General features: G+C 66.9%; 16 protein-coding genes. 7 read left to right on the top strand and 9 right to left on the bottom strand.

The window, feature by feature from the left end; genetic code table 11:
- Positions 1 to 25 precede the first annotated feature (25 nt).
- A complete protein-coding gene (locus GGR04_RS14960) occupies positions 26 to 1,303 on the top strand; it encodes a multidrug effflux MFS transporter (protein ID WP_183200732.1) in 1,278 nt (425 codons plus the stop codon).
- Positions 1,304 to 1,325: 22 nt separating this feature from the next.
- Here the strand turns inward: GGR04_RS14960 and GGR04_RS14955 are convergent, their stop codons facing one another.
- From GGR04_RS14955 to GGR04_RS14940, 4 genes are all read right to left on the bottom strand, one after another.
- On the bottom strand, positions 1,326 to 2,150 hold the full coding sequence (locus GGR04_RS14955) for an inositol monophosphatase family protein (protein ID WP_312857463.1): 825 nt from the start codon (positions 2,148 to 2,150) through the stop codon (positions 1,326 to 1,328).
- The gene (ttcA, locus tag GGR04_RS14950) at positions 2,147 to 3,028 is read right to left on the bottom strand and encodes a tRNA 2-thiocytidine(32) synthetase TtcA (protein ID WP_183200731.1); all 882 of its coding nucleotides are present in this window, start codon (positions 3,026 to 3,028) and stop codon (positions 2,147 to 2,149) included. The genes GGR04_RS14955 and ttcA overlap by 4 nt, the downstream gene beginning before the upstream one ends.
- A 103-nt stretch (positions 3,029 to 3,131) precedes the next feature.
- On the bottom strand, positions 3,132 to 3,749 hold the full coding sequence (gene rpsD / locus GGR04_RS14945) for a 30S ribosomal protein S4 (RefSeq protein WP_183200730.1): 618 nt from the start codon (positions 3,747 to 3,749) through the stop codon (positions 3,132 to 3,134).
- Positions 3,750 to 3,948: 199 nt separating this feature from the next.
- Positions 3,949 to 4,107, bottom strand: a complete 159-nt coding sequence (locus tag GGR04_RS14940; protein WP_183200729.1) for a YqaE/Pmp3 family membrane protein — start codon at positions 4,105 to 4,107, stop codon at positions 3,949 to 3,951.
- Positions 4,108 to 4,223: 116 nt separating this feature from the next.
- Here GGR04_RS14940 and GGR04_RS14935 point away from each other — a divergent pair, with 116 nt between their 5' ends.
- The gene (locus GGR04_RS14935) at positions 4,224 to 4,742 is read left to right on the top strand and encodes a hypothetical protein (RefSeq protein WP_183200728.1); all 519 of its coding nucleotides are present in this window, start codon (positions 4,224 to 4,226) and stop codon (positions 4,740 to 4,742) included.
- A gap of 5 nt (positions 4,743 to 4,747) precedes the next feature.
- Here the strand turns inward: GGR04_RS14935 and murI are convergent, their stop codons facing one another.
- Both murI and GGR04_RS14925 read right to left on the bottom strand, forming a co-directional pair.
- A complete protein-coding gene (gene murI / locus GGR04_RS14930) occupies positions 4,748 to 5,548 on the bottom strand; it encodes a glutamate racemase (protein ID WP_183200727.1) in 801 nt (266 codons plus the stop codon).
- The gene (locus tag GGR04_RS14925; RefSeq protein WP_183200726.1) at positions 5,545 to 6,327 is read right to left on the bottom strand and encodes an RNA methyltransferase; all 783 of its coding nucleotides are present in this window, start codon (positions 6,325 to 6,327) and stop codon (positions 5,545 to 5,547) included. The genes murI and GGR04_RS14925 overlap by 4 nt, the downstream gene beginning before the upstream one ends.
- A gap of 229 nt (positions 6,328 to 6,556) precedes the next feature.
- Between GGR04_RS14925 and GGR04_RS14920 the strand changes: the two genes are divergently transcribed.
- A complete protein-coding gene (locus GGR04_RS14920) occupies positions 6,557 to 7,771 on the top strand; it encodes an NADP-dependent isocitrate dehydrogenase (protein WP_183200725.1) in 1,215 nt (404 codons plus the stop codon).
- A gap of 135 nt (positions 7,772 to 7,906) precedes the next feature.
- Positions 7,907 to 8,275 carry a hypothetical protein gene (locus tag GGR04_RS14915; RefSeq protein ID WP_183200724.1) on the top strand — a complete coding sequence of 123 codons (369 nt, stop codon included), beginning with the start codon at positions 7,907 to 7,909 and terminating at the stop codon, positions 8,273 to 8,275.
- A gap of 77 nt (positions 8,276 to 8,352) precedes the next feature.
- Here GGR04_RS14915 and alaS read toward each other — a convergent pair whose 3' ends face one another.
- Both alaS and recA read right to left on the bottom strand, forming a co-directional pair.
- The gene (gene alaS / locus GGR04_RS14910) at positions 8,353 to 11,001 is read right to left on the bottom strand and encodes an alanine--tRNA ligase (protein WP_183200723.1); all 2,649 of its coding nucleotides are present in this window, start codon (positions 10,999 to 11,001) and stop codon (positions 8,353 to 8,355) included.
- A 192-nt stretch (positions 11,002 to 11,193) separates the two neighbouring features.
- Positions 11,194 to 12,276: a recombinase RecA gene (recA, locus tag GGR04_RS14905; protein WP_183200722.1), complete on the bottom strand. Its 1,083-nt coding sequence runs from the start codon at positions 12,274 to 12,276 to the stop codon at positions 11,194 to 11,196.
- A gap of 152 nt (positions 12,277 to 12,428) precedes the next feature.
- On the opposite strand from recA, the gene GGR04_RS14900 reads away from it, so the two are divergent.
- Positions 12,429 to 13,406: a PfkB family carbohydrate kinase gene (locus tag GGR04_RS14900; protein WP_183200721.1), complete on the top strand. Its 978-nt coding sequence runs from the start codon at positions 12,429 to 12,431 to the stop codon at positions 13,404 to 13,406.
- Positions 13,403 to 14,323, top strand: a complete 921-nt coding sequence (locus tag GGR04_RS14895) for a pseudouridine-5'-phosphate glycosidase (protein WP_183200720.1) — start codon at positions 13,403 to 13,405, stop codon at positions 14,321 to 14,323. The genes GGR04_RS14900 and GGR04_RS14895 overlap by 4 nt, the downstream gene beginning before the upstream one ends.
- A 4-nt stretch (positions 14,324 to 14,327) precedes the next feature.
- Here GGR04_RS14895 and cckA read toward each other — a convergent pair whose 3' ends face one another.
- The gene (gene cckA, locus GGR04_RS14890) at positions 14,328 to 16,841 is read right to left on the bottom strand and encodes a cell cycle histidine kinase CckA (RefSeq protein WP_183200719.1); all 2,514 of its coding nucleotides are present in this window, start codon (positions 16,839 to 16,841) and stop codon (positions 14,328 to 14,330) included.
- A gap of 271 nt (positions 16,842 to 17,112) precedes the next feature.
- Here cckA and GGR04_RS14885 point away from each other — a divergent pair, with 271 nt between their 5' ends.
- Positions 17,113 to 18,942 carry a flagellar biosynthetic protein FliO gene (locus tag GGR04_RS14885; RefSeq protein ID WP_183200718.1) on the top strand — a complete coding sequence of 610 codons (1,830 nt, stop codon included), beginning with the start codon at positions 17,113 to 17,115 and terminating at the stop codon, positions 18,940 to 18,942.
- The last annotated feature ends 216 nt before the right edge of the window (positions 18,943 to 19,158 follow it).

The following is a 19,158-nucleotide window of genomic DNA, read 5'->3' as shown; positions in this document are numbered from 1 at the left end:
AGGCGAGACAGCGAGAGAACCGAACATGACGACCGCGAACGCCAAGACGCGCGGCTTGCCGCATTGGGAACTCGTCACCCTGATCGCCTGCCTAATGGCGCTGAACGCGGCGGCCATCGACATCTTCATTCCAGCGTTGACCAACATCAGCCAGTCGCTGGCGCTGACGAACCCCAACCAGGCGCAGTTCGTCATCTCCTCCTACGTGCTCGGCTTCGGCGTCGCGCAAATCGTCTATGGCACGCTGTCGGACCGTTTCGGACGCCGACCCGTGCTACTCTTCGGGCTCGGCGTCTATGTCCTTGCCTCGATCGCCGCGATCTTCTCGCCGACCTTCGGCGTGCTTCTGTTCTGGCGTTTGATGCAGGGGGTCGGCGCCGCGGCGACGCGGGTCATTGCCGTCTCGGTGGTGCGGGACTGCTTCGGCGGCGCGCGCATGGCGAGCGTCATGTCGCTCGTGATGATGATCTTCATGGCGATCCCGGTGGTGGCGCCGAACATCGGCCAGATCGTGCTCCTGTTCGGAAACTGGCGCGAGATCTTCATCTTCATCGCCGCCTTCGGCACGCTGGTGACACTCTGGGCCTATGTCCGCCTGCCGGAGACCCAGCATCCCGAAGACCGCCTGCCGCTGACGGCGAAGCACGTGACCGATGCGTTCCGCATCGTGCTGACCAATCAGCGCGCCTTCGCCTACACGATGTCGACGGCCCTGATCTTCGGCGTGCTCTTCGCCTTCATCAATCAGGCCGAGCAGATCTACGCGCATGTCTACGATCTCGGCCCGGCCTTCACGCTCTATTTTTCGGCGGGCGCCATCTTCATGGCGGCAGCGTCGTTCAGCAATTCGAGGCTGGTCGAGCGCTTCGGCATGCGGCGCCTGTCGCACGGCGCGCTTTGCCTGTTCATCGTCTTCAGCGCCATCCACCTCGGCGTGGCCCTCGCCTATGGCGGCGTGCCGCCCTTCGCGGTGTTCCTGCCGCTGACGATCCTCACCTTCTGCATGTTCGGCTTCATCGGTACGAACTTCAACGCGCTGGCGATGGACCCACTCGGCCACGTCGCGGGAACGGCGTCGTCGGTCCTCGGCTTCATGCAGACCTTCGGCGGCGGCATTCTCGGCGCGGCGATCGGTTATTTCTATAACGGGACCGTGGTCCCGCTGCTGCTCGGCTACGTCGCCTTGTCGATTGGGTCGCTCGGCTGCGTCCTCGTCGCCGAGCGCGGTCAGTTGTTCGGGCGCGAGCGCAAGGTCGAGCCGCTTCCCGCCGAAGCTCTCGTGGGCGCCAGCCCCGCCGAATAGGCGGGGCCGCGGTCTCGTCGTATCAATCCAGTGCCGGCGCGACGAGCGCCCGCACGGCTCGCCAGCTCTCCTCGTCCGGGGCGGTGATCAGCCCGCCGTCGACATGCGTCGGCAGGTAGTCGCTGCCGTCGAAGCGACGCACGACCCCGCCGGCTTCCTGGATCAGGAGCGTGCCGGCGAGATGGTCCCAGGGCATGAGCTTTAGGTAAAATTGGAAGTGGAGGAAGCCCGACGCCATCAGCCGGTATTCGTGCGCAGCGGTGCGGTAGTTCGCGAAGATGCGGATGTCGGCGAGCTGGTTGAGCAGCAGGCGGCGCTTGTCGCGCGGCAGGAAGCTCGACGAAGCCGCGCCGATCATGTTCTCGACGCTCACCGGCTGAGCAACGGCCAGCCGCTCGCGCTCGCCGCCGGGGCGCACGAGAAAGGCGCCCGAGCCCTTCTCGGCCATCATGAAGTCGTCGCCCAGCGGATCATAGATGATGCCGCCGATCGTCTCGCCCTTCGAGACCACGGCCGCCATCACGCCGAAGAGCGGCGCCCCGGCGGCGTAGTTCGCGGTGCCGTCGATGGGATCGACGATGATCGAGAGATCGGACGAGCCGATCCGATCGAGAAGGGCGGCATCGGCCGCGACGCCCTCTTCACCGACGAAGAGCGCGGAAGGAAAGGCACCGGCGCAGGCGTCGCGGATGAAGCGTTCGGCCGCCTCGTCGGCCTCCGTCACCAGATCGACGGCGGAGGTCTTCTCGCGCACGTCGGCCGCGTCGAGGCGGCGGAAGCGCGGCAGGATCTCGGCGGCGGCGGCATCGCGCAAAATGGTGGCGAGCGTCGTGAAGTCGAAGGTCACGATGGGGTCTCCGTCCGGGGTTGGAGGCTGGCGAAATCGAACAGCGCGGGATCGAGGAGATGGCTCGGGCGCACCTGCGAGAGGGCGCGGGCAATCGTCTCCTTACGGCCGGGAAAGCGCGTCTCGAGATCGCCGAGGAACGCCTTCATGGCGTTGCGCTGCAGCCCGTCCTGGCTGCCGCAGAGGTCGCAGGGAATGATCGGGAACTGCATTAGCGCGGAGAAGCGAGCGATGTCGTCTTCCGCCGAGCGGATCAGCGGCCGCAGCACGAGCAGATCGCCCTCGTCGTTGAGGAGCTTGGCCGGCATGGCCGAGAGCTTGCCGCCGTGGAACAAGTTGAGGAAGAAGGTCTCGAGGCTGTCGTCGCGGTGATGGCCGAGCACCAGCGCCTCGCAGCTCTCCTCGCGCGCGATGCGGTAGAGATTGCCCCGCCGCAGCCGCGAGCAGAGCGAACAGTAGGTCCCGCCGGCCGGCACCTTCTCCTTCACCACCGAGTAGGTGTCGCGATACTCGATGCGATGGGCGATGCCGTAGCGGGCGAGGAACTCGGGCAGCACGTGCTTGGGAAAGTTCGGCTGGCCCTGGTCGAGATTGCAGGCGAGGAGATCCACCGGCAGCAGGCCGCGCCATTGCAGGTCCAGCAGCAGGGCGAGCAGCGCGTAGGAGTCCTTGCCGCCGGAGATGCCGACGAGCCAGCGCGCGCCGGGGCGGACCATGGCATGCGAGGCAATGGTCTCCCGCATCTCGCGCAGCAGGCGCTTGCGCAGCTTGCGGAAGGCGACGCTGTCAGGCGTCTCCCGAAACAGCGGATGGGCGCCCTCGCCCGCTGGCGTCCCGTCCTTCACGGTCTCGAGGCTCGCGTCGGCGACGTTCAGCATGGGTCTTCGTCCTCTTCGCTCGCGCAGGCAGTAGCAAGGGGACGCCCAAAACGAAAGGCCGCCCGGAGGCGGCCTTTCGCAACGTCGGATCGGATCGACCGGATCAGCGCGAGTAGAACTCGACGACCAGGTTCGGTTCCATGACCACCGGATACGGCACGTCGTGCAGGCCGGGAACGCGCTGATAGGTGACGACCATCTTGGAATGGTCGGCCGACAGGTAGTCCGGCACGTCGCGCTCGGCGAGCTGGGTCGCCTCGATGAGAATGGTGAGCTGCTTCGACTTCGGGCGAACCTCGATGACGTCGCCCTGCTTGCAGATGTAAGAACCGATGTTCGTGCGCACACCGTTGACGTTCACGTGGCCATGGTTGACGAACTGGCGCGCCGCGAAGATCGTCGGCACGAGCTTGGAGCGGTACACGATCGCGTCGAGACGCGACTCGAGCAGGCCGATCAGGTTCTCCGAGGTGTCTCCCCGACGGCGCGCGGCTTCCTCGTAGGTCTTGCGGAACTGCTTCTCGGAGATGTCGCCGTAGTAGCCCTTCAGCTTCTGCTTGGCGCGCAGCTGCGTGCCGAAGTCGGACATCTTGCCCTTGCGGCGCTGTCCGTGCTGTCCGGGGCCGTACTGGCGGCGGTTGACCGGGGACTTCGGACGTCCCCAGATGTTCTCGCCCATGCGGCGATCGAGCTTGTACTTGGCGGCTTCGCGCTTTGACATCGCATTTCCCAATGGAAAGGCCGGAGCGGACGGCCCGCCCGGCGAGGAAACGCGCCCTCCTTTGCCCGTCTCGGGAGAGACGGCCGACAGAGCGCCGCACGAGATCGCGGCGGCTCACGGGACACGTAAAAAACCGGCGGAACTTGCGCCCCGCCGATGCCGTGTCCCTAGAACCATGACGGTTTCGAGTCAAGCCGACTCAACGGCGCGCGATCACCCAGACGGCATGCACGATGCCGGGAATGTAGCCGAGCAGGGTCAGGATGATGTTGATCCAGAACTGCTTGCCTATGCCGACCTCCATGAACACGCCGAGCGGCGGCAGGAGGATGGCGATGATGATTTTGATCAGATCCATTGGGACGCCCGTTCAAGTCTTGTTCAGCCCACGAACGAAAGGGGCGCGCAACCGTTCCCTTTTCCATGTGTCGAGCGCCCCGTCTCGCACCGACACCGCTTTCATAGGATACCGCCATGCCCTCGCCGCTCGCTGCCACCCGGCTCGCCGCTGCATTCATCGCCCTCGGCCTCGCGACGCCCGCCGTCGCCGACGCCGGCTATCTGGACCGCTTCACCGGCGCCTTCTCGGGCAATGGCTTCGTCCAGCGCGAACAGGACACCAGCCCGAGGCGCGTGAGTTGCCGCGTTTCCGGCGCCAAGCCCTCGGCAAACCGCCTGTCCATCGACGGTACCTGCCGAGCGGCGATCATCGTCTCGCGGAGGATCGGCGCCGACATCCGCTTCGATCCGGCCTCGAAGACCTTCTCCGGCACCTACACGGGCTCCAGCCGCGGCCCGGCGCAACTCTCGAACGGGCGACTGCGCGGCGGCACGCTGACGCTCGACCTCACCTACCCGACGCCCGTCCACGGCGACCGCTCGGCGGTGTTGCGCATCGTCAATGCCGGCAACGGGCGCTTCACGCTCTCGGTCACCGATCAGGTCGACGGCAAGCCGACCGAGACCTCCGACGTCACGCTGTCGAAGGGTTGACGACGTCAGACCTTCAGGCCGAAGCCCTGCAGCAACCTGCGGGACACGAGATCGGTCCGGCCAGAGGTGAAGCGGGCGACGTCGGGTCCCCGCGGCGCCGGCTCGCCCGAATCGGATCGAGGCAGGATCGACAGCGCGCGCCGCGCGATCGCCTCGGCAGGATCCAGCCAATCCACCGGCCATGGCGCGATCTTTCGCATCCGGTTGGCCAGAAACGGGTAATGCGTGCAGGCGAGCACGACGATGTCCGTGCGCCGCCCGTCGCGCTCCACGAAGCAGGGCGCGACCTCGGCCCGCACCGCGTCTTCGTCGACGAAGCCCGAGCGCATGTAGTCTTCGGCGAGAGCGGCCAGCACGACGCTGCCGATGAGCGTCACCTCGCACTTGGCCGCCCACTGCGTGATGAGGTCTCGCGTGTACTGGCGCTTCACGGTGCCGGGCGTCGCGAGCACGCTGACGAGACCGGACCGGGTCCGCTCCGCCGCTGGCTTGATCGCCGGCACCGTGCCGACGAAGGGGGTTTCGGGATACGCTGTCCGCAAATCGCCCAATGCCAGCGTCGAAGCGGTGTTGCAGGGGATCATGCAGATTTCGGGATCGAACTCGGCGATCAGCGCGCCGAAGAGCGAGACGAGCCGGGCCCGAAGCTCCTCCTCCTCCCAGTTTCCGTAGGGAAAGGCCGCATCGTCGGCGATGTAGACGAAACGCCGGTCGGGCATCAGCACCCGCGCCTCGCGCAGCACGGTCAGTCCGCCGATGCCGGAATCGAACAGGAGGATCGGACGCTCGCTCGCCGCCGCGCTCACGCTTCGTTCTCCCGTGCGATCCGCGCATGACGCTCGAACGAACGCAGCACCCCCCGCAGCGTGCGAAGCTCCGGCTCGGAGAAGCCGGCGCGGGTCAGCATCGTCCGCAGATTGTGGACCATCGTGTCGCGCTTCTCGAGCGGGAAGAAATAGCCGGTCTCGTCCAGGGATCCTTCGAGATGCTCGAAGAACCGGTAGAGGTCGTCCTTCGGTGCCTGCGCGATCTCCGGCGCCTGAAACCGCGGCGCGGCATGCTCGCCGAGCCCCGAGCGCATCCATTCGTAGCTCATGAGGAGCACGGCCTGCGCGATGTTCAGCGAGGCGAAGGCAGGATTGACCGGGAAGGTCACGATCTCGTCGGCGAGATCGACCTCCTCGTTCGACAGGCCGAAGCGCTCGCGACCGAAGAGGATACCCGCGGGCCGATCCGCCGCGATCCGCGCGCGAAGCTCGGCCGCCGCCGAGTCCGGCCCGCGCACGGCTTTGATCGAGTAGCGAGGGCGCGCCGTGGTCGCCAGCAGGTAGCTGAGGTCCGCCGCCGCCGCCTCGACGCTGTCGAAGAGCCGCGCGGCGTCGATCACATGGTCGGCGCGCGAGGCGGCGGCGCGCGCGCCTTCGTTCGGCCAGCCGTCGCGCGGGTTGACGAGGCGCAGGTCTCCCAGCCCGAAATTCGCCATCGCCCGCGCCACCATGCCGATGTTCTCGGCCAGCTGGGGCTCCACCAGGATGATCGCCGGACCGCCCGACAGGTTTTCGTCGCTTCGGTTCGTGCCGGCCAAGACGCCCTCTTTTCCTATCGATGCAAGGTTCGGCCCGCTGATAACCCGATCGGCGGTCCCCACGCAAAGGGTCGCGTGCCCCTGCCCGAAAGTCGCCGCCTCGCTTTGCCTCGCGGAATGCGGATGGTATAGGCGCGGAACATGCGCGGGAGGGCGCCCGGTCCTTCCGTTTCCAGACACGAACACGGCTCGCCCTCCGGCGAGGCGGTCTCCCAAGGGATGCTCAGCAATGGCGAAGATCAAGGTCGACAATCCGGTCGTGGAGCTCGACGGCGACGAGATGACCCGGATCATCTGGCAGGCGATCAAAGACAAGCTGATCCACCCCTATCTCGACGTCGATCTCGAATATTACGACCTCTCGGTCGAGAACCGTGACGCGACCAACGATCAGGTGACGATCGACTCCGCCCACGCGATCAAGAAGCATGGCGTCGGCGTGAAATGCGCCACGATCACGCCGGACGAGCAGCGCGTCGAGGAGTTCAAGCTCAAGAAGATGTGGAAGTCGCCCAACGGCACGATCCGCAACATCCTCGGCGGCGTGATCTTCCGCGAGCCGATCATCATGCAGAACGTGCCGCGCCTCGTGCCGGGTTGGACCCAGCCGATCATCGTCGGCCGCCACGCCTTCGGCGACCAGTACCGCGCCACCGACTTCAAGTTCCCGGGCAAGGGTACGCTGTCGATCAAGTTCGTCGGCGAGGACGGCGAGACGATCGAGCACGAGGTCTACCAGGCGCCCTCCGCCGGCGTCGCGATGGCGATGTACAACCTCGACGACTCGATCCGCGAGTTCGCACGCGCCTCGCTGAACTACGGCCTGCTGCGCAACTACCCGGTCTACCTCTCCACCAAGAACACCATCCTCAAGGCCTATGACGGTCGCTTCAAGGACATCTTCCAGGAGGTGTTCGACGCCGAGTTCAAGGCCGAGTTCGACAAGCGCAAGCTGACCTACGAGCACCGCCTGATCGACGACATGGTGGCCTCGGCGCTCAAGTGGTCCGGCGGCTACGTCTGGGCCTGCAAGAACTACGACGGCGACGTGCAGTCCGACATCGTGGCGCAGGGCTTCGGCTCGCTCGGCCTGATGACCTCGGTGCTGATGACGCCGGACGGTCAGACGGTGGAAGCGGAAGCCGCGCACGGCACGGTGACCCGCCACTACCGCCAGCACCAGAAGGGCCAGGAGACCTCGACCAACTCCATCGCTTCGATCTTCGCCTGGACGCGTGGCCTCGCGCACCGCGCCAAGCTCGACGGCAACGACGCGTTGAAGCGCTTCGCCGACACGCTGGAGCGCGTCTGCGTCGAGACCGTCGAAGCCGGTTACATGACCAAGGATCTGGCGCTCCTCATCGGACCCGATCAGCCCTGGCTCTCCACCACCGGCTTCCTCGACAAGATCGACGAGAACCTGCAGCAGGCGATGGCGGCGTAAGCTTCCGCGACCTGGACGACGATGAAGACGCCCGGCCTTGCGGCCGGGTTTTTTCGTTTGGGATCACGAATCTGTCGAGGAACCCGTCCGAAAATCCTTCGTTAGGAGCACATCAATCCATACGGAGAGTTTAGAATGCACCGCATGCTTCTTGCCGCAGCCAGCGCCGTCCTCCTGTCTGGCGCCGCTGCCCAGGCCCAGAACGCCGCCCTCGTCGAGGTCGCCGACAGCGTCGTCCTCCAGCCGTGGAACAAGACCGTCGATGCCATCGAGGACGCGAAGGTCCTGAAAAGCGGCGACGGAGTGGAACTCGGCGAAGTCAAGGAAGTGCTCGGTAGCGACGCCAAAACGCCAGTCGCTCTCGTCGTGGACTTCGATGGCGCCACCACGGGCTTCACGGGTTCCAAGGTGATCCCGCTCGACCGGTTCACGCCCGATGGCGCCCGGCTGACGCTCACGACCTCGGCCGTCGAGGTGGCGTCCTTCCCCAATTACCGAGATTGACGAAAGCAAAAGGGGCGCCGCGAGGCGCCCCTTTTCCGTTGTAGATCCCTACATCCTGCGTGGATACATCGCCCGGGTCAGGCCGCGAGCGCGGCCTCGATCGCGGTGATGGCATCGTCCGCCTTTTCGGCATTCGGTCCGCCGGCCTGTGCCATGTCCGGCCGCCCTCCGCCGCCCTTGCCGCCGATCGCCTCCGACGCCGCACGCACAAGATCGACGGCGCTGAAACGCGCGGCGAGATCGGCGGTCACGCCGACCACGACGCTCGCCTTACCGTCGGCAACGCCGATGAAGGCGACGATGCCGGAGCTGAGACCTGCTTTCGCCTCGTCGACCATGCCCTTCAGGTCTTTCGCGGCGACGCCTTCGAGAACACGCCCGACGAACTGGACGCCGCCGATCTGCTTCGGTGCAGCCGCGGCGGTCGATCCGTCGCCGGCCAGAGCCAGCTTCTTCTTGGCTTCGGTGAGTTCGCGTTCCAAGCGGCGACGTTCCTCGACCAACGTCTCGACACGATCCGCGATCTCGCCCGGGCCGACCTTCAGCGAGGCGGCGATGCGGCGCACCCGCGCATCCTGCTCCAAGAGATAGTCGCGCGCGGCGACGCCGGTCAGCGCCTCGACCCGGCGCACGCCGGCGCCGACGGCACTTTCGGACACGACATGCACGAGGCCGATATCGCCGGTGGCGCGCGCGTGGGTGCCACCGCAGAGCTCGATCGAATAGGCGGCCTTGCCGTCCTTCGGCACGCCCATCGACACCACGCGAACCTCGTCGCCGTACTTCTCGCCGAACAGCGCCATGGCGCCGAGGGCGATCGCGTCGTCGACCGCCATCAACCGCGTCTCGATCGGCGTGTTGTCGAGGACGACGGCATTGGCGAGGCGCTCGACTTCGGCGAGTTCGGCCGGCTCCAGCGGCTTGGGGTGCGAGAAGTCGAAGCGCAGGCGATCGGCCGAAACCATCGACCCCTTCTGCGCTACGTGCGTGCCCAGCACCTCGCGCAGGCCTTCATGCAGGAGATGGGTCGCCGAATGGTTGGAGCGAATGCGGGTGCGGCGGTCGTGATCGACCACGAGTTCGAGCGCCGCGTCCTTGCGGAGCGTTCCCTCGACCACTTTGCCGCGATGGATGAAAAGGCCGTTGGCCACCTTCTGCGTGTCGAGGACCTCGAACCGGACACCCTCGCCCTTCAGAAGCCCGACGTCGCCGACCTGACCGCCCGACTCCGCGTAGAACGGGGTCTGGTTGAGGACCACGGCCGCCTCGTCTCCGGCCTTCGCCGTTTCGACTTCCGCGCCGCCCTGGACGATCGCGCGAACCTGTCCTTCGGCCTTCTCGGTGTCGTAGCCGAGAAACTCGGTCGCGCCCTCGCGCTCGCGGATCGAGAACCAGACGGTCTCGGCGGCCGCCTCGCCGGACCCGACCCAGCTCGCGCGCGCCTCGGCCTTCTGGCGCTGCATCGCATCCTCGAACGAGGTGAGATCGACGCCGATGCCGCGGGCGCGCAGGGCGTCCTGCGTCAGGTCGAGCGGGAAGCCGTAGGTGTCGTAGAGCTTGAACGCGGTCTCACCGTCAAGGCTGTCGCCGGTGCCGAGCGAAGCCGTGGCGTCGTTGAGAAGCGACAGGCCGCGATCGAGCGTGGTGAGGAAGCGCTTTTCCTCGAGCTTCAACGTCTCTGAGATCAAGCCTTCCGCGCGCACCAGTTCGGGATAGGCGCGGCCCATCTCGGCGACGAGCGCCGGCAACAGCTTGAACAGCACGGGCTCGCGCGCGCCGAGGAGCTTCGCATGGCGCATGGCGCGGCGCATGATGCGGCGCAGGACATAGCCACGCCCCTCGTTCGACGGCAGCACGCCGTCGGCGATCAGGAAGGCGGTGGACCGCAGGTGATCGGCGATGACGCGGTGGCTGGCGACCTGCTCGTCGTTCTGGGGCGCGCCGATCGCCTCGACCGAGGCGCGGATCAGCGCCTTGAAGAGATCAATGTCGTAATTGTTGTGGACGCCCTGCAGGACGGCAGCGACGCGCTCCAGGCCCATGCCGGTGTCGATCGAGGGCCGCGGCAGCGCGACGCGGTTGCCCGGCGCGATCTGCTCGAACTGCATGAACACGAGGTTCCAGATCTCGATGAACCGGTCGCCGTCTTCCTCGGCGCTGCCGGGAGGGCCGCCCCAGATATGGTCGCCATGGTCGTAGAAGATCTCGGAGCACGGGCCGCACGGGCCGGTCTCGCCCATCGACCAGAAATTGTCGGACGTGCCGATGCGGATGATGCGATCGTCGCCGAGGCCGGCGATCTTGCGCCAGAGCGAGGCGGCATCCTCGTCCTCGGCATAGACGGTGACGAGGAGTTTCTCCTTGGGCAGCCCGAACTCTTTGGTGATCAGGTTCCAGGCGAGCTCGATCGCACGCTCCTTGAAATAGTCGCCGAACGAGAAATTGCCGAGCATCTCGAAGAAGGTGTGATGGCGCGCGGTGTAGCCGACATTGTCGAGATCGTTGTGCTTGCCGCCGGCCCGCACGCATTTCTGCGAGGTCGCGGCGCGCGAGTAGGGGCGCGACTCCAGCCCGGTGAAGACGTTCTTGAACTGCACCATGCCGGCGTTCGTGAACATCAGCGTCGGATCGTTGCGCGGAACCAGCGGCGACGAGGCGACCGGTTCATGTCCATTCTCAGCGAAGTACTGCAGAAAGGTCGACCGGATCTCGTTGACGCCGCTCATGAGAGCCTCTTGGAAAAGGGAGAAGAACGGCTGCAGGAACGCCGCGGATCGGGCCTTTTAACCAGCCGTCAAAACCCTGTCCATGCCGGCGCGGACGGCGGGTCATCGGGGATCGCCTCGCCACCGCGCGAGGCTGAGTCCAGACAGCGAAACGCCCGCCAGAGGGGCGGGCGTTTCGTTCGATCGGTCGGGTCAGGCTTCCGCGCCGTCGTCCTCGTCCGGCTCGGGGCCGGTATCGAGCAACTGATCGGCGATCAGTCCGGCATTCTGGCGGATCGCCAGTTCAATCTCGGCGGCAAGGGCCGGATTGTCGCGCAGCGTCTGCTTGGAGTTCTCACGGCCCTGCCCCAGCCGCTGGCTGTTGTAGGAGAACCAGGCGCCCGACTTCTCGACGATGCCTGCCTTGACACCGAGATCGACGAGCTCGCCGACCTTCGAGACGCCCTCGCCGTACATGATGTCGAACTCGACCTGCTTGAACGGCGGCGCCAGCTTATTCTTCACCACCTTGACGCGGGTCTGGTTGCCCGTGACCTCTTCGCGATCCTTGATCGCGCCGATGCGGCGGATGTCGAGGCGGACGGACGCGTAGAACTTCAGCGCGTTGCCGCCCGTCGTCGTTTCGGGCGAGCCGAACATAACGCCGATCTTCATGCGGATCTGGTTGATGAAGATGACCATGCACTTGGAGCGCGAGATCGAGCCCGTGAGCTTACGCAAGGCCTGGCTCATCAGGCGGGCCTGCATGCCCGGCAGCGAATCGCCCATCTCGCCCTCGATTTCGGCACGCGGCGTCAGCGCCGCGACCGAATCGACCACGAGCACGTCGATCGCGCCCGAACGCACCAGCGTGTCGACGATTTCCAGCGCCTGCTCGCCCGTGTCGGGCTGCGAGATCAGAAGATCCTCGAGATTGACGCCGAGTTTGCGGGCATAGGTCGGGTCGAGCGCATGTTCCGCGTCGACGAAGGCGCAGATGCCGCCGGACTTCTGCGCCTCGGCCACCGTGTGCAGCGCCAGCGTCGTCTTGCCCGACGATTCCGGTCCGTAAATCTCGACGATGCGGCCCTTGGGCAGGCCGCCGACGCCGAGGGCGATATCGAGGCCGAGCGAACCGGTCGACACGGTCTGCACTTCGACGATCTTCTCGTTTGCGCCGAGGCGCATGATCGAGCCCTTGCCGAAAGCGCGCTCGATCTGCGAAAGCGCTGCATCGAGCGCCTTGTTCTTGTCCACCTGTGTATCCTCAACGAGACGAAGTGAATTCTGGGCCATGACGGTGAGACCTTATTCCACGGGGTGGTACGGGGCGCAATCGGAATGCCTGTGCCGATGATGTACTCTTTTTGTTCTTCCTCCACAAGGCGTGATCCCGGTTTGTTCGCAGTTTTCGTCCTTGATTCGCGGCAATCCGGTTCGTCCGATCGATGAACGAAACGTTAACGTCGTCCAAGCTCGCGTCCTCGCCGCGCATCGTCCTCGTCGGCGCCGCGCACATGGATCGCGTCGCACGATCGGGTGAGCCCTACAGGGCCGGCGCCTCGAACCCTGGCGTCGTCCAGTCCCGCGTCGGCGGAGCGGCGTTCAACGCTGCCAGGGCGTTGGCATGCTACGGCGCCCGACTCGATCTCGTGTCGGCACGAGGCGGCGATGGCGACGGACTGACGGTCGCGGAGGCGATCGAGGCGCTGGGCATCGGCGACCGCTCGTCGACCTGGCTCGATCGTCGCACCGCCCAGTATTTGGCCGTCCTCGATGCCGGGGGCGAGCTCGTCGCCGGCGTCGCCGACATGGCGATCTACGATCTCCTGTTGCCGCGCGTCCTCATGCGCCGGCATCAGCGCCAAGCTCTCATCGAGTCGGACGCCGTCTTCCTCGATGCCAACCTCCCGTCCGCGACGCTGACGCAGCTGGCCGCGACCGATCTTCGCATCGCCGCGATCGGCGTCTCGCCCGAGAAGGTCGTGCGGCTTCGGCCGACGCTGGATCGGCTCGAAGCGCTGTTCCTGTCGCGCGCCGAAGCGCTAGCGATGCTGGCGCTCGACGCCACCGCGACGGCGGACGATGTCCTTGCGGCGCTTCGTCGGGCTGGCGTGCGGAGGGCTGTCGTCACCGATGGACCGCGGTCCGCGCTCGTCGTCGACGGACCGAACGCCTGGATGCAGACGCCGCCGAACGTCGAGGCGGTGGCGGACGTGACCGGCGCGGGCGACACGCTCGCAGCGGTCGCCTTCGCGGAATGGCTCGCCGGACGCCCCTTCCTCCAGGCGGCGCGTGCCGGGATGTCGGCCGCAGCGCTCCATATCACCTCCGGCCTTCCCGCATCCTGCGCCGCCTCATGCCGGCAGCGCGGCGCCGCCCTTCCACTCGCCATTCCTCTTCCGATCGAGACGAGCCGACCATGACCCTGCCCTTCACACTCTCGCCCGCCGTCGAGGCCGCCCTCTCCGAAGGGCGCCCGGTCGTGGCGCTCGAATCGACCATCATCACCCACGGCATGCCGTGGCCGCAGAACCTCGAAATGGCGCGCGGCGTGGAAGCGCTGATCCGCGACGCCGGGGCGGAACCCGCGACGATCGTGGTGATCGACGGAACGCTGCACATCGGCCTGACCGACGAGCATCTGGCGGCGCTGGCGCAGCGGAGCGATGCGTTGAAGCTGTCGCGCGCCGACCTCGCCTACGCCGTTTCGGCGGGGCGGACGGGCTCGACCACCGTCGCCGCGACGATGATCGCGGCGGCGCTGGCGGGGATCGACGTGTTCGCGACCGGGGGCATCGGCGGCGTCCACAAGGGTGCGGAGGAAAGCTTCGACATCTCCGCCGATCTCGACGAGCTGGCGCGAACGCCGGTGATCGTGGTCTGCGCCGGCGCGAAGGCGATCCTCGATCTCAGGAAGACCTTCGAAGTGCTGGAAACGAAGGGCGTTCCCGTCGTCGGCTACGGCGTCGACGAGCTGCCGGCGTTCTGGTCGCGCTCGTCCGGCATCGCCTCGCCGATCCGGCTCGACACCGCCGACGAGATCGCCGCGTTCCAGCGGGCGCGCGAGGCGCTGGCCATCGACGGCGGCCTGCTCGTCGCCAACCCGCTCGACGCCCCGCAGGAGATCGATTCGGAAACGGTGGCGGTGTGGATCCGCGAAGCGCTGGCCGATGCCGGGCGTGACGGGATCACCGGCAAGGCGACGACGCCCTACCTCCTCAAGCGCATCTTCGAGCTAAGCGAAGGGCGTTCGCTTGCGGTCAACATCGAGCTCGTGCGGTCCAATGCGCGTCTCGCGGCCGCCATCGCCATCGCGCTGAAGGCCCTCGACGAGGGCTGAGGCGCTACTCGTCGAGCGCTTCCTTCACGGCGACGGCGAGATCGCGCAGCGAGAAGGGCTTGGGCAGGAAGCCGAACTTCTCGCCATCCGGCAGGTTCTTGGCGAAGGCGTCCTCGGCATAGCCGGAGACGAAAATGAACTTCAGTTCGGGCCGCATCTTGCGCATTTCGCGCAGCAGCGTCGGTCCGTCCATCTCCGGCATCACGACGTCGGAGACGACCAGATCGACCTTGCCGTCGATCGCCTCCATCACCTCGAGCGCCTCGATACCGCTCGAGGCCTCGTGGACTTCATAGCCGCGCATCTTGAGCGCGCGCACGTTGCCGGCCCGCACGTTGTCCTCGTCCTCGACCAAGAGGATGGAGGCGGTGCCGGACAAATCCATCTTCGCCGGCGAGACCGCCGTCGTGGTTTCGGACTTCAGCATCGGCAGGTCTGCGGGAATATGCCGCGGCAGGAAGATGCGGAACGTCGTGCCCTCGCCGAGCTTCGACTCGACGAAGATGAAGCCGCCCGACTGCTTGACGATTCCGTAGGCCATAGAGAGGCCGAGCCCGGTTCCCTTGCCGATATCCTTCGTCGTGAAGAACGGCTCGAAGATGCGCTCGGCGACGTCGGCCGGCATGCCCGAGCCGGTGTCCGCGACCTCCATCAACACGTAGTCGCCCTCGATCAGCTCGGCATAGCCGAAGGCTTTGATCTCGCCCGCCGGGACATTGCGCGTCGAGATCGTCACGCGGCCGTTGGTCGACATGGCGTCGCGGGCGTTCTGCACGAGGTTCGTCACCACCTGCTCGAACTGGCCGATGTCCGCCATGACGGGCCAGAGATCGCGGGCATGGTGCCGTTCGAGCTTCACGAGATCGCCGGAGATGCGCTTCAGCAGCAGGTGCATGTCGGCGACGACGTCGGTCAGGTTCAGCATCTTCGGGCGCATCGTCTGACGGCGCGAATAGGCGAGAAGCTGTCGCACGAGCGAGGCGGCACGGTTGGCGCTCTGCTTGATGAGCAGCAGGTCCTGGAACGACGGATCGCCGGTGCGGTGGTTGAGGAGGAGGAAGTCCACCGAGGCGGTGATGATCGTCAGCACGTTGTTGAAGTCGTGCGCGATGCCGCCGGCGAGATTGCCGACCGCCTGCATCTTCTGGCTCTTGGCGAACTGGTCTTCCAGCGTGCGCTGCTGGGTGATGTCGACTCCGTAGAGGATGGCGACCTCGCCAGTGTCGTCACGCGAATCCGAGTTGGCGCTGATGTAGAGGCGCGAGGACCGGACGGGATCGGTGACGAGCTCGGCGTCGACCGAGGGAATGTCGGCCTGCCCGCGTCCCGCGGCGGCCAGGGCCTGGCGCAGCGCCTCTCGGTTTTCGTCGCGCACGCAGTCGGTGATGAGGGCCGAGCCCGAGGCGGCGGTCTCTCCGAACAGCCGGGCGAAGGCACCGTTGGCGCGCGCGACGCGGCCCTGCGCGTCGAGCGCGGCGATCGCCATCGGCGAGGAATTGAAGAAGCGCATGAAACGCACTTCGGCCGCCCGCAGCGCACCCTCCTTCTCGCCCGCGCCCGAGCGGTTGAGGACGAGGGTTCGGGTCAGCCCCGGCGCGCCGTCGCCGGTGCGCGCGACGTTGCGCAGTAGCCGCACGGGAAGCCGCTGCCCGGTGGCGGTCACGAGGTCGATGTCCACCGTCGAGATGCCGGTCTCGTCGTCGGTGCGCTCGCCCCGCTTCATGAAGGTCGCCGCGTCGTCGCCGACATGGTCGAAGATCGAGCGCGAATAGGGCTTGAAGGTCGCGAGATCGACGCCGAGCCAGTCGGCGAGCGTGGCGTTGATGTAGGCGATGGCGCCCTTCTCGTCGGCCGCGAAGAAGCCGGCGGGTGCATGATCGAGATAGTCGATGGCATGCTGCAGATCGCGGAAGAAGTTTTCCTGCTCCTCGCGCTCGGGCGTGATGTCGGCGATCTGCCAGGCCTGCATCGTATGCCCCTCGGCCGGAAGCGGGCGAACGGACGCGCGGTACCAGCGCGGGGCCGCGTCAGCGCCGCCGCCAAGCTGGCGCGTCAGCCGAAACTCCTCCTGTCCGGCGGTGTTCTCGCGCGCCAGGTTCGCCAGTCGGTAGATCGCCTCGGATGCCTCGGGTTCGCGCGAGAGCAGGCGCTCGAGCGTACGCACGTCGCTGGAAGCCGGCGCGCCCGTCACCTCGCCATAGGCGCGGTTGGCATAGACGATCCGCGCGCGTCGATCGGTGATGATGGTGCCGGTGGGCAGTTCGTCGAGAAAGTCCTTCGCGATGTCGCGCCGCGAATCGCGACCGCCGAACCGGAGGATGCCGAGCGCCAGAGCGAACACCGCGGCGATGCCCACCATCGCGAGGAGACCGAAGATCGCGAGAAGCGCGATCGCCCCGTAGACGTGACCGAAGAGCGCGAGCGTCGCGGCGAAGAGGAACAGGAACCCGGCGAGAAACAGCAGGCGGCGCACGCCGACCGAATCCGTCTTGCGATCGATCAGGGGCTTGTCGCTCATGCCGGACGCCGACTGTTCCACAGGTGATGCTCCATGCGCCGGAATCCGCCCTTTCGGTTAACGAGCGAAAGGAATACGAGCGTGGGGCGCCAAACGCACGAGAATCTGTCGGATTTGCGCCGGATGACGTCGTCCGACATGATACGAATCGGAAGTAGGGACGGAAGCTGACCTGGCGCTGGACCGGATCGGCCTTCACCCTATCAGGAAATACGGACCGCCGCTCGCCGCCGTCAAGCGGAGCGAGCGGCGCTCTTCGGAGGAAGTTTATATGCGTGAGTGGCTTGCCGGCGTTGTTGGCGAAAATCTGGCGCCGGTGGTCTCGGTGATCCTGGCCGCGGCCGTGGTCATTCTGCTCGCACTGGTCCTCATCGGTCTGGCGAAACGCGTCTTCTCCGGCACCGGCGGCATCGGAAGCCGTTCGCGCGCTCCGCGTCTGGCAGTTCTGGACGTGACGGCGATCGATCCCAAGCGAAAGCTGGTTCTCGTGCGGCGCGACGAGGTGGAGCACCTGCTTCTCATCGGCGGGCAGAACGATCTGGTGGTCGAGCCGACGATTCTACGGGGCCAGGTTGCGCGCCGGCCGCGTGTCGATGGCGCCGCGCCGCGCCGCGAGCCCGAAGTCGCCCGCGACGCTCCAGCCGATCGGGTGGCCGCGCCCGTACCGCCGCGCCGCGTTCCCGCGGTGTCCTCGTCCGATACGCTCGCGCCCGTCGTCGATCTGCCGCTCGCCGAAACAGTCTTGCCGGTTTCCATCAGCCCGCGCGAGACCACCGCTTCCCGCCAGCGAGCCGCCGCGCGGGTCGAACCGCTCGTCGATGCACCCTCGGCGCCGCGCGGCGACGAGGGCACGCGGTCCGGCGAGCCCGACAGTCTCTTTCCCACCCCCACCCTGCCCGGGCGCGGCGATGACGTAAGTCTTCCCTCGAAGCCCACTCGCGAAATTCCGCAGCCGCCGGGCGGCGCGGCGATGCGATCGCCGGAAACCGATCCAACGCCACCGTCGGACATTGGACGCCGGGCCCCAGCCGACGCGCGGCCTGCCTGGATGATGGCGAACCCGGAGCCGCAGGATCGGTCGCCGCCGAAACAGGACGGCGTCAACCCATCGACCCGCGCAGCCGAGCCGGTCGAGGATCTGCGTTCCCGCGGCGACGCGGGCGGCGCTCCTGCACCGGTGATCTTCGCTTCGCCCGTTCTGCCGACCTCTCCAGCGCGCCCGACAGTCTCTTCGCCGGCGGTGACAGCGCAGACACGACCCGAACCGTCGGCTTCGATCGCGAGCCCGGTTCTCCCGCCTGCTCCCACGGCCACAGCGCAGACATCTCCCACCGCGCCGCGCTCGATGGCGACTCCAACCCTGCCCGTGCCGGTCCGTGCACCAACCCTCCCCTTGCCGCCGTTGCAGCGCCCGGAACCGGCGCCCCCAGCGCCCCCCGCATCCCCGCGTTCGCTCTGGTCGCCCGCAACGGCGACGACGCCCGGTAACGTACGCGCCGCGACGCCCGAAACCATGCCGTTGGAACGTGCTCCGACATCGGCGGGTTCAAGCGATCCGATTCCCGTCACGACCTCGTTCATCGAGGCTCCGAGAGCGGACGCCGCACCGGCTTCGGAGGCACGCGCCGAACCCGCTCGCGCTGTGCCGGCGCCAAGCCGTAGCGGTCCGGCGCCCTTCCCGGCAGCGCCCGGCACGAGCAATTCGGCTCCCGCGGGCGCCTCTGCGGTTCCCGCACCGGTCGCATCCACGCCGTCGTCCGAACCGGATAGCCGTCAGCCATTGTCGGTTCGCAGCTTCGCGACGACGATCCAGGAGCGGCGCACTACGGTGCCAACTGTGACCGAACCACGGCCCGTTCCGACGACGCCGATCGCCCCTCCCGTACCGGCGGCGCCTGCAGCATCAGCGGTGGCATCCGCCCGCGCGAACGACGTGGATACGCCTCGGGTGGACCCGGTTGCGACGCCGAAGTCCGCGGAGGCGACCGATTCCTCAAGCGAACGTGACGCTGAAGCAGCGGAGACGCGCCCCCTGACGCTCGAGGAGGAGATGGAGCGTCTGTTGCACGACTTCACGATCGACGTTTCTGACCGGCGCTGAGAGATGAGAGCGAAGGGGCGACTGGACGCTGGGGTAAGAGCGACTACGACAGCACAGGTCGCCAGTGCCTTTCCCGGTGCCAAGGTCTGGCGCGAGGCGAATGAACAGGTCGCACGCCGGTTGATGAACCCGCGTGGGTGGCCTGATCCTTCTGAGCGTCACCATCATGGTTTCGATGGGCCGCCGGCGACGACAGCTAGACGCTCGTGCTGGCCG

Origin of the sequence: Aureimonas pseudogalii (genome assembly GCF_014196835.1) — a bacterium.
In the GTDB taxonomy this organism is placed as follows: Bacteria; Pseudomonadota; Alphaproteobacteria; order Rhizobiales; family Rhizobiaceae; genus Aureimonas; species Aureimonas pseudogalii.
The sequence above is the reverse complement of the archived record's forward strand: the minus strand, read 5'-3'. Positions and strand labels throughout refer to the sequence as shown.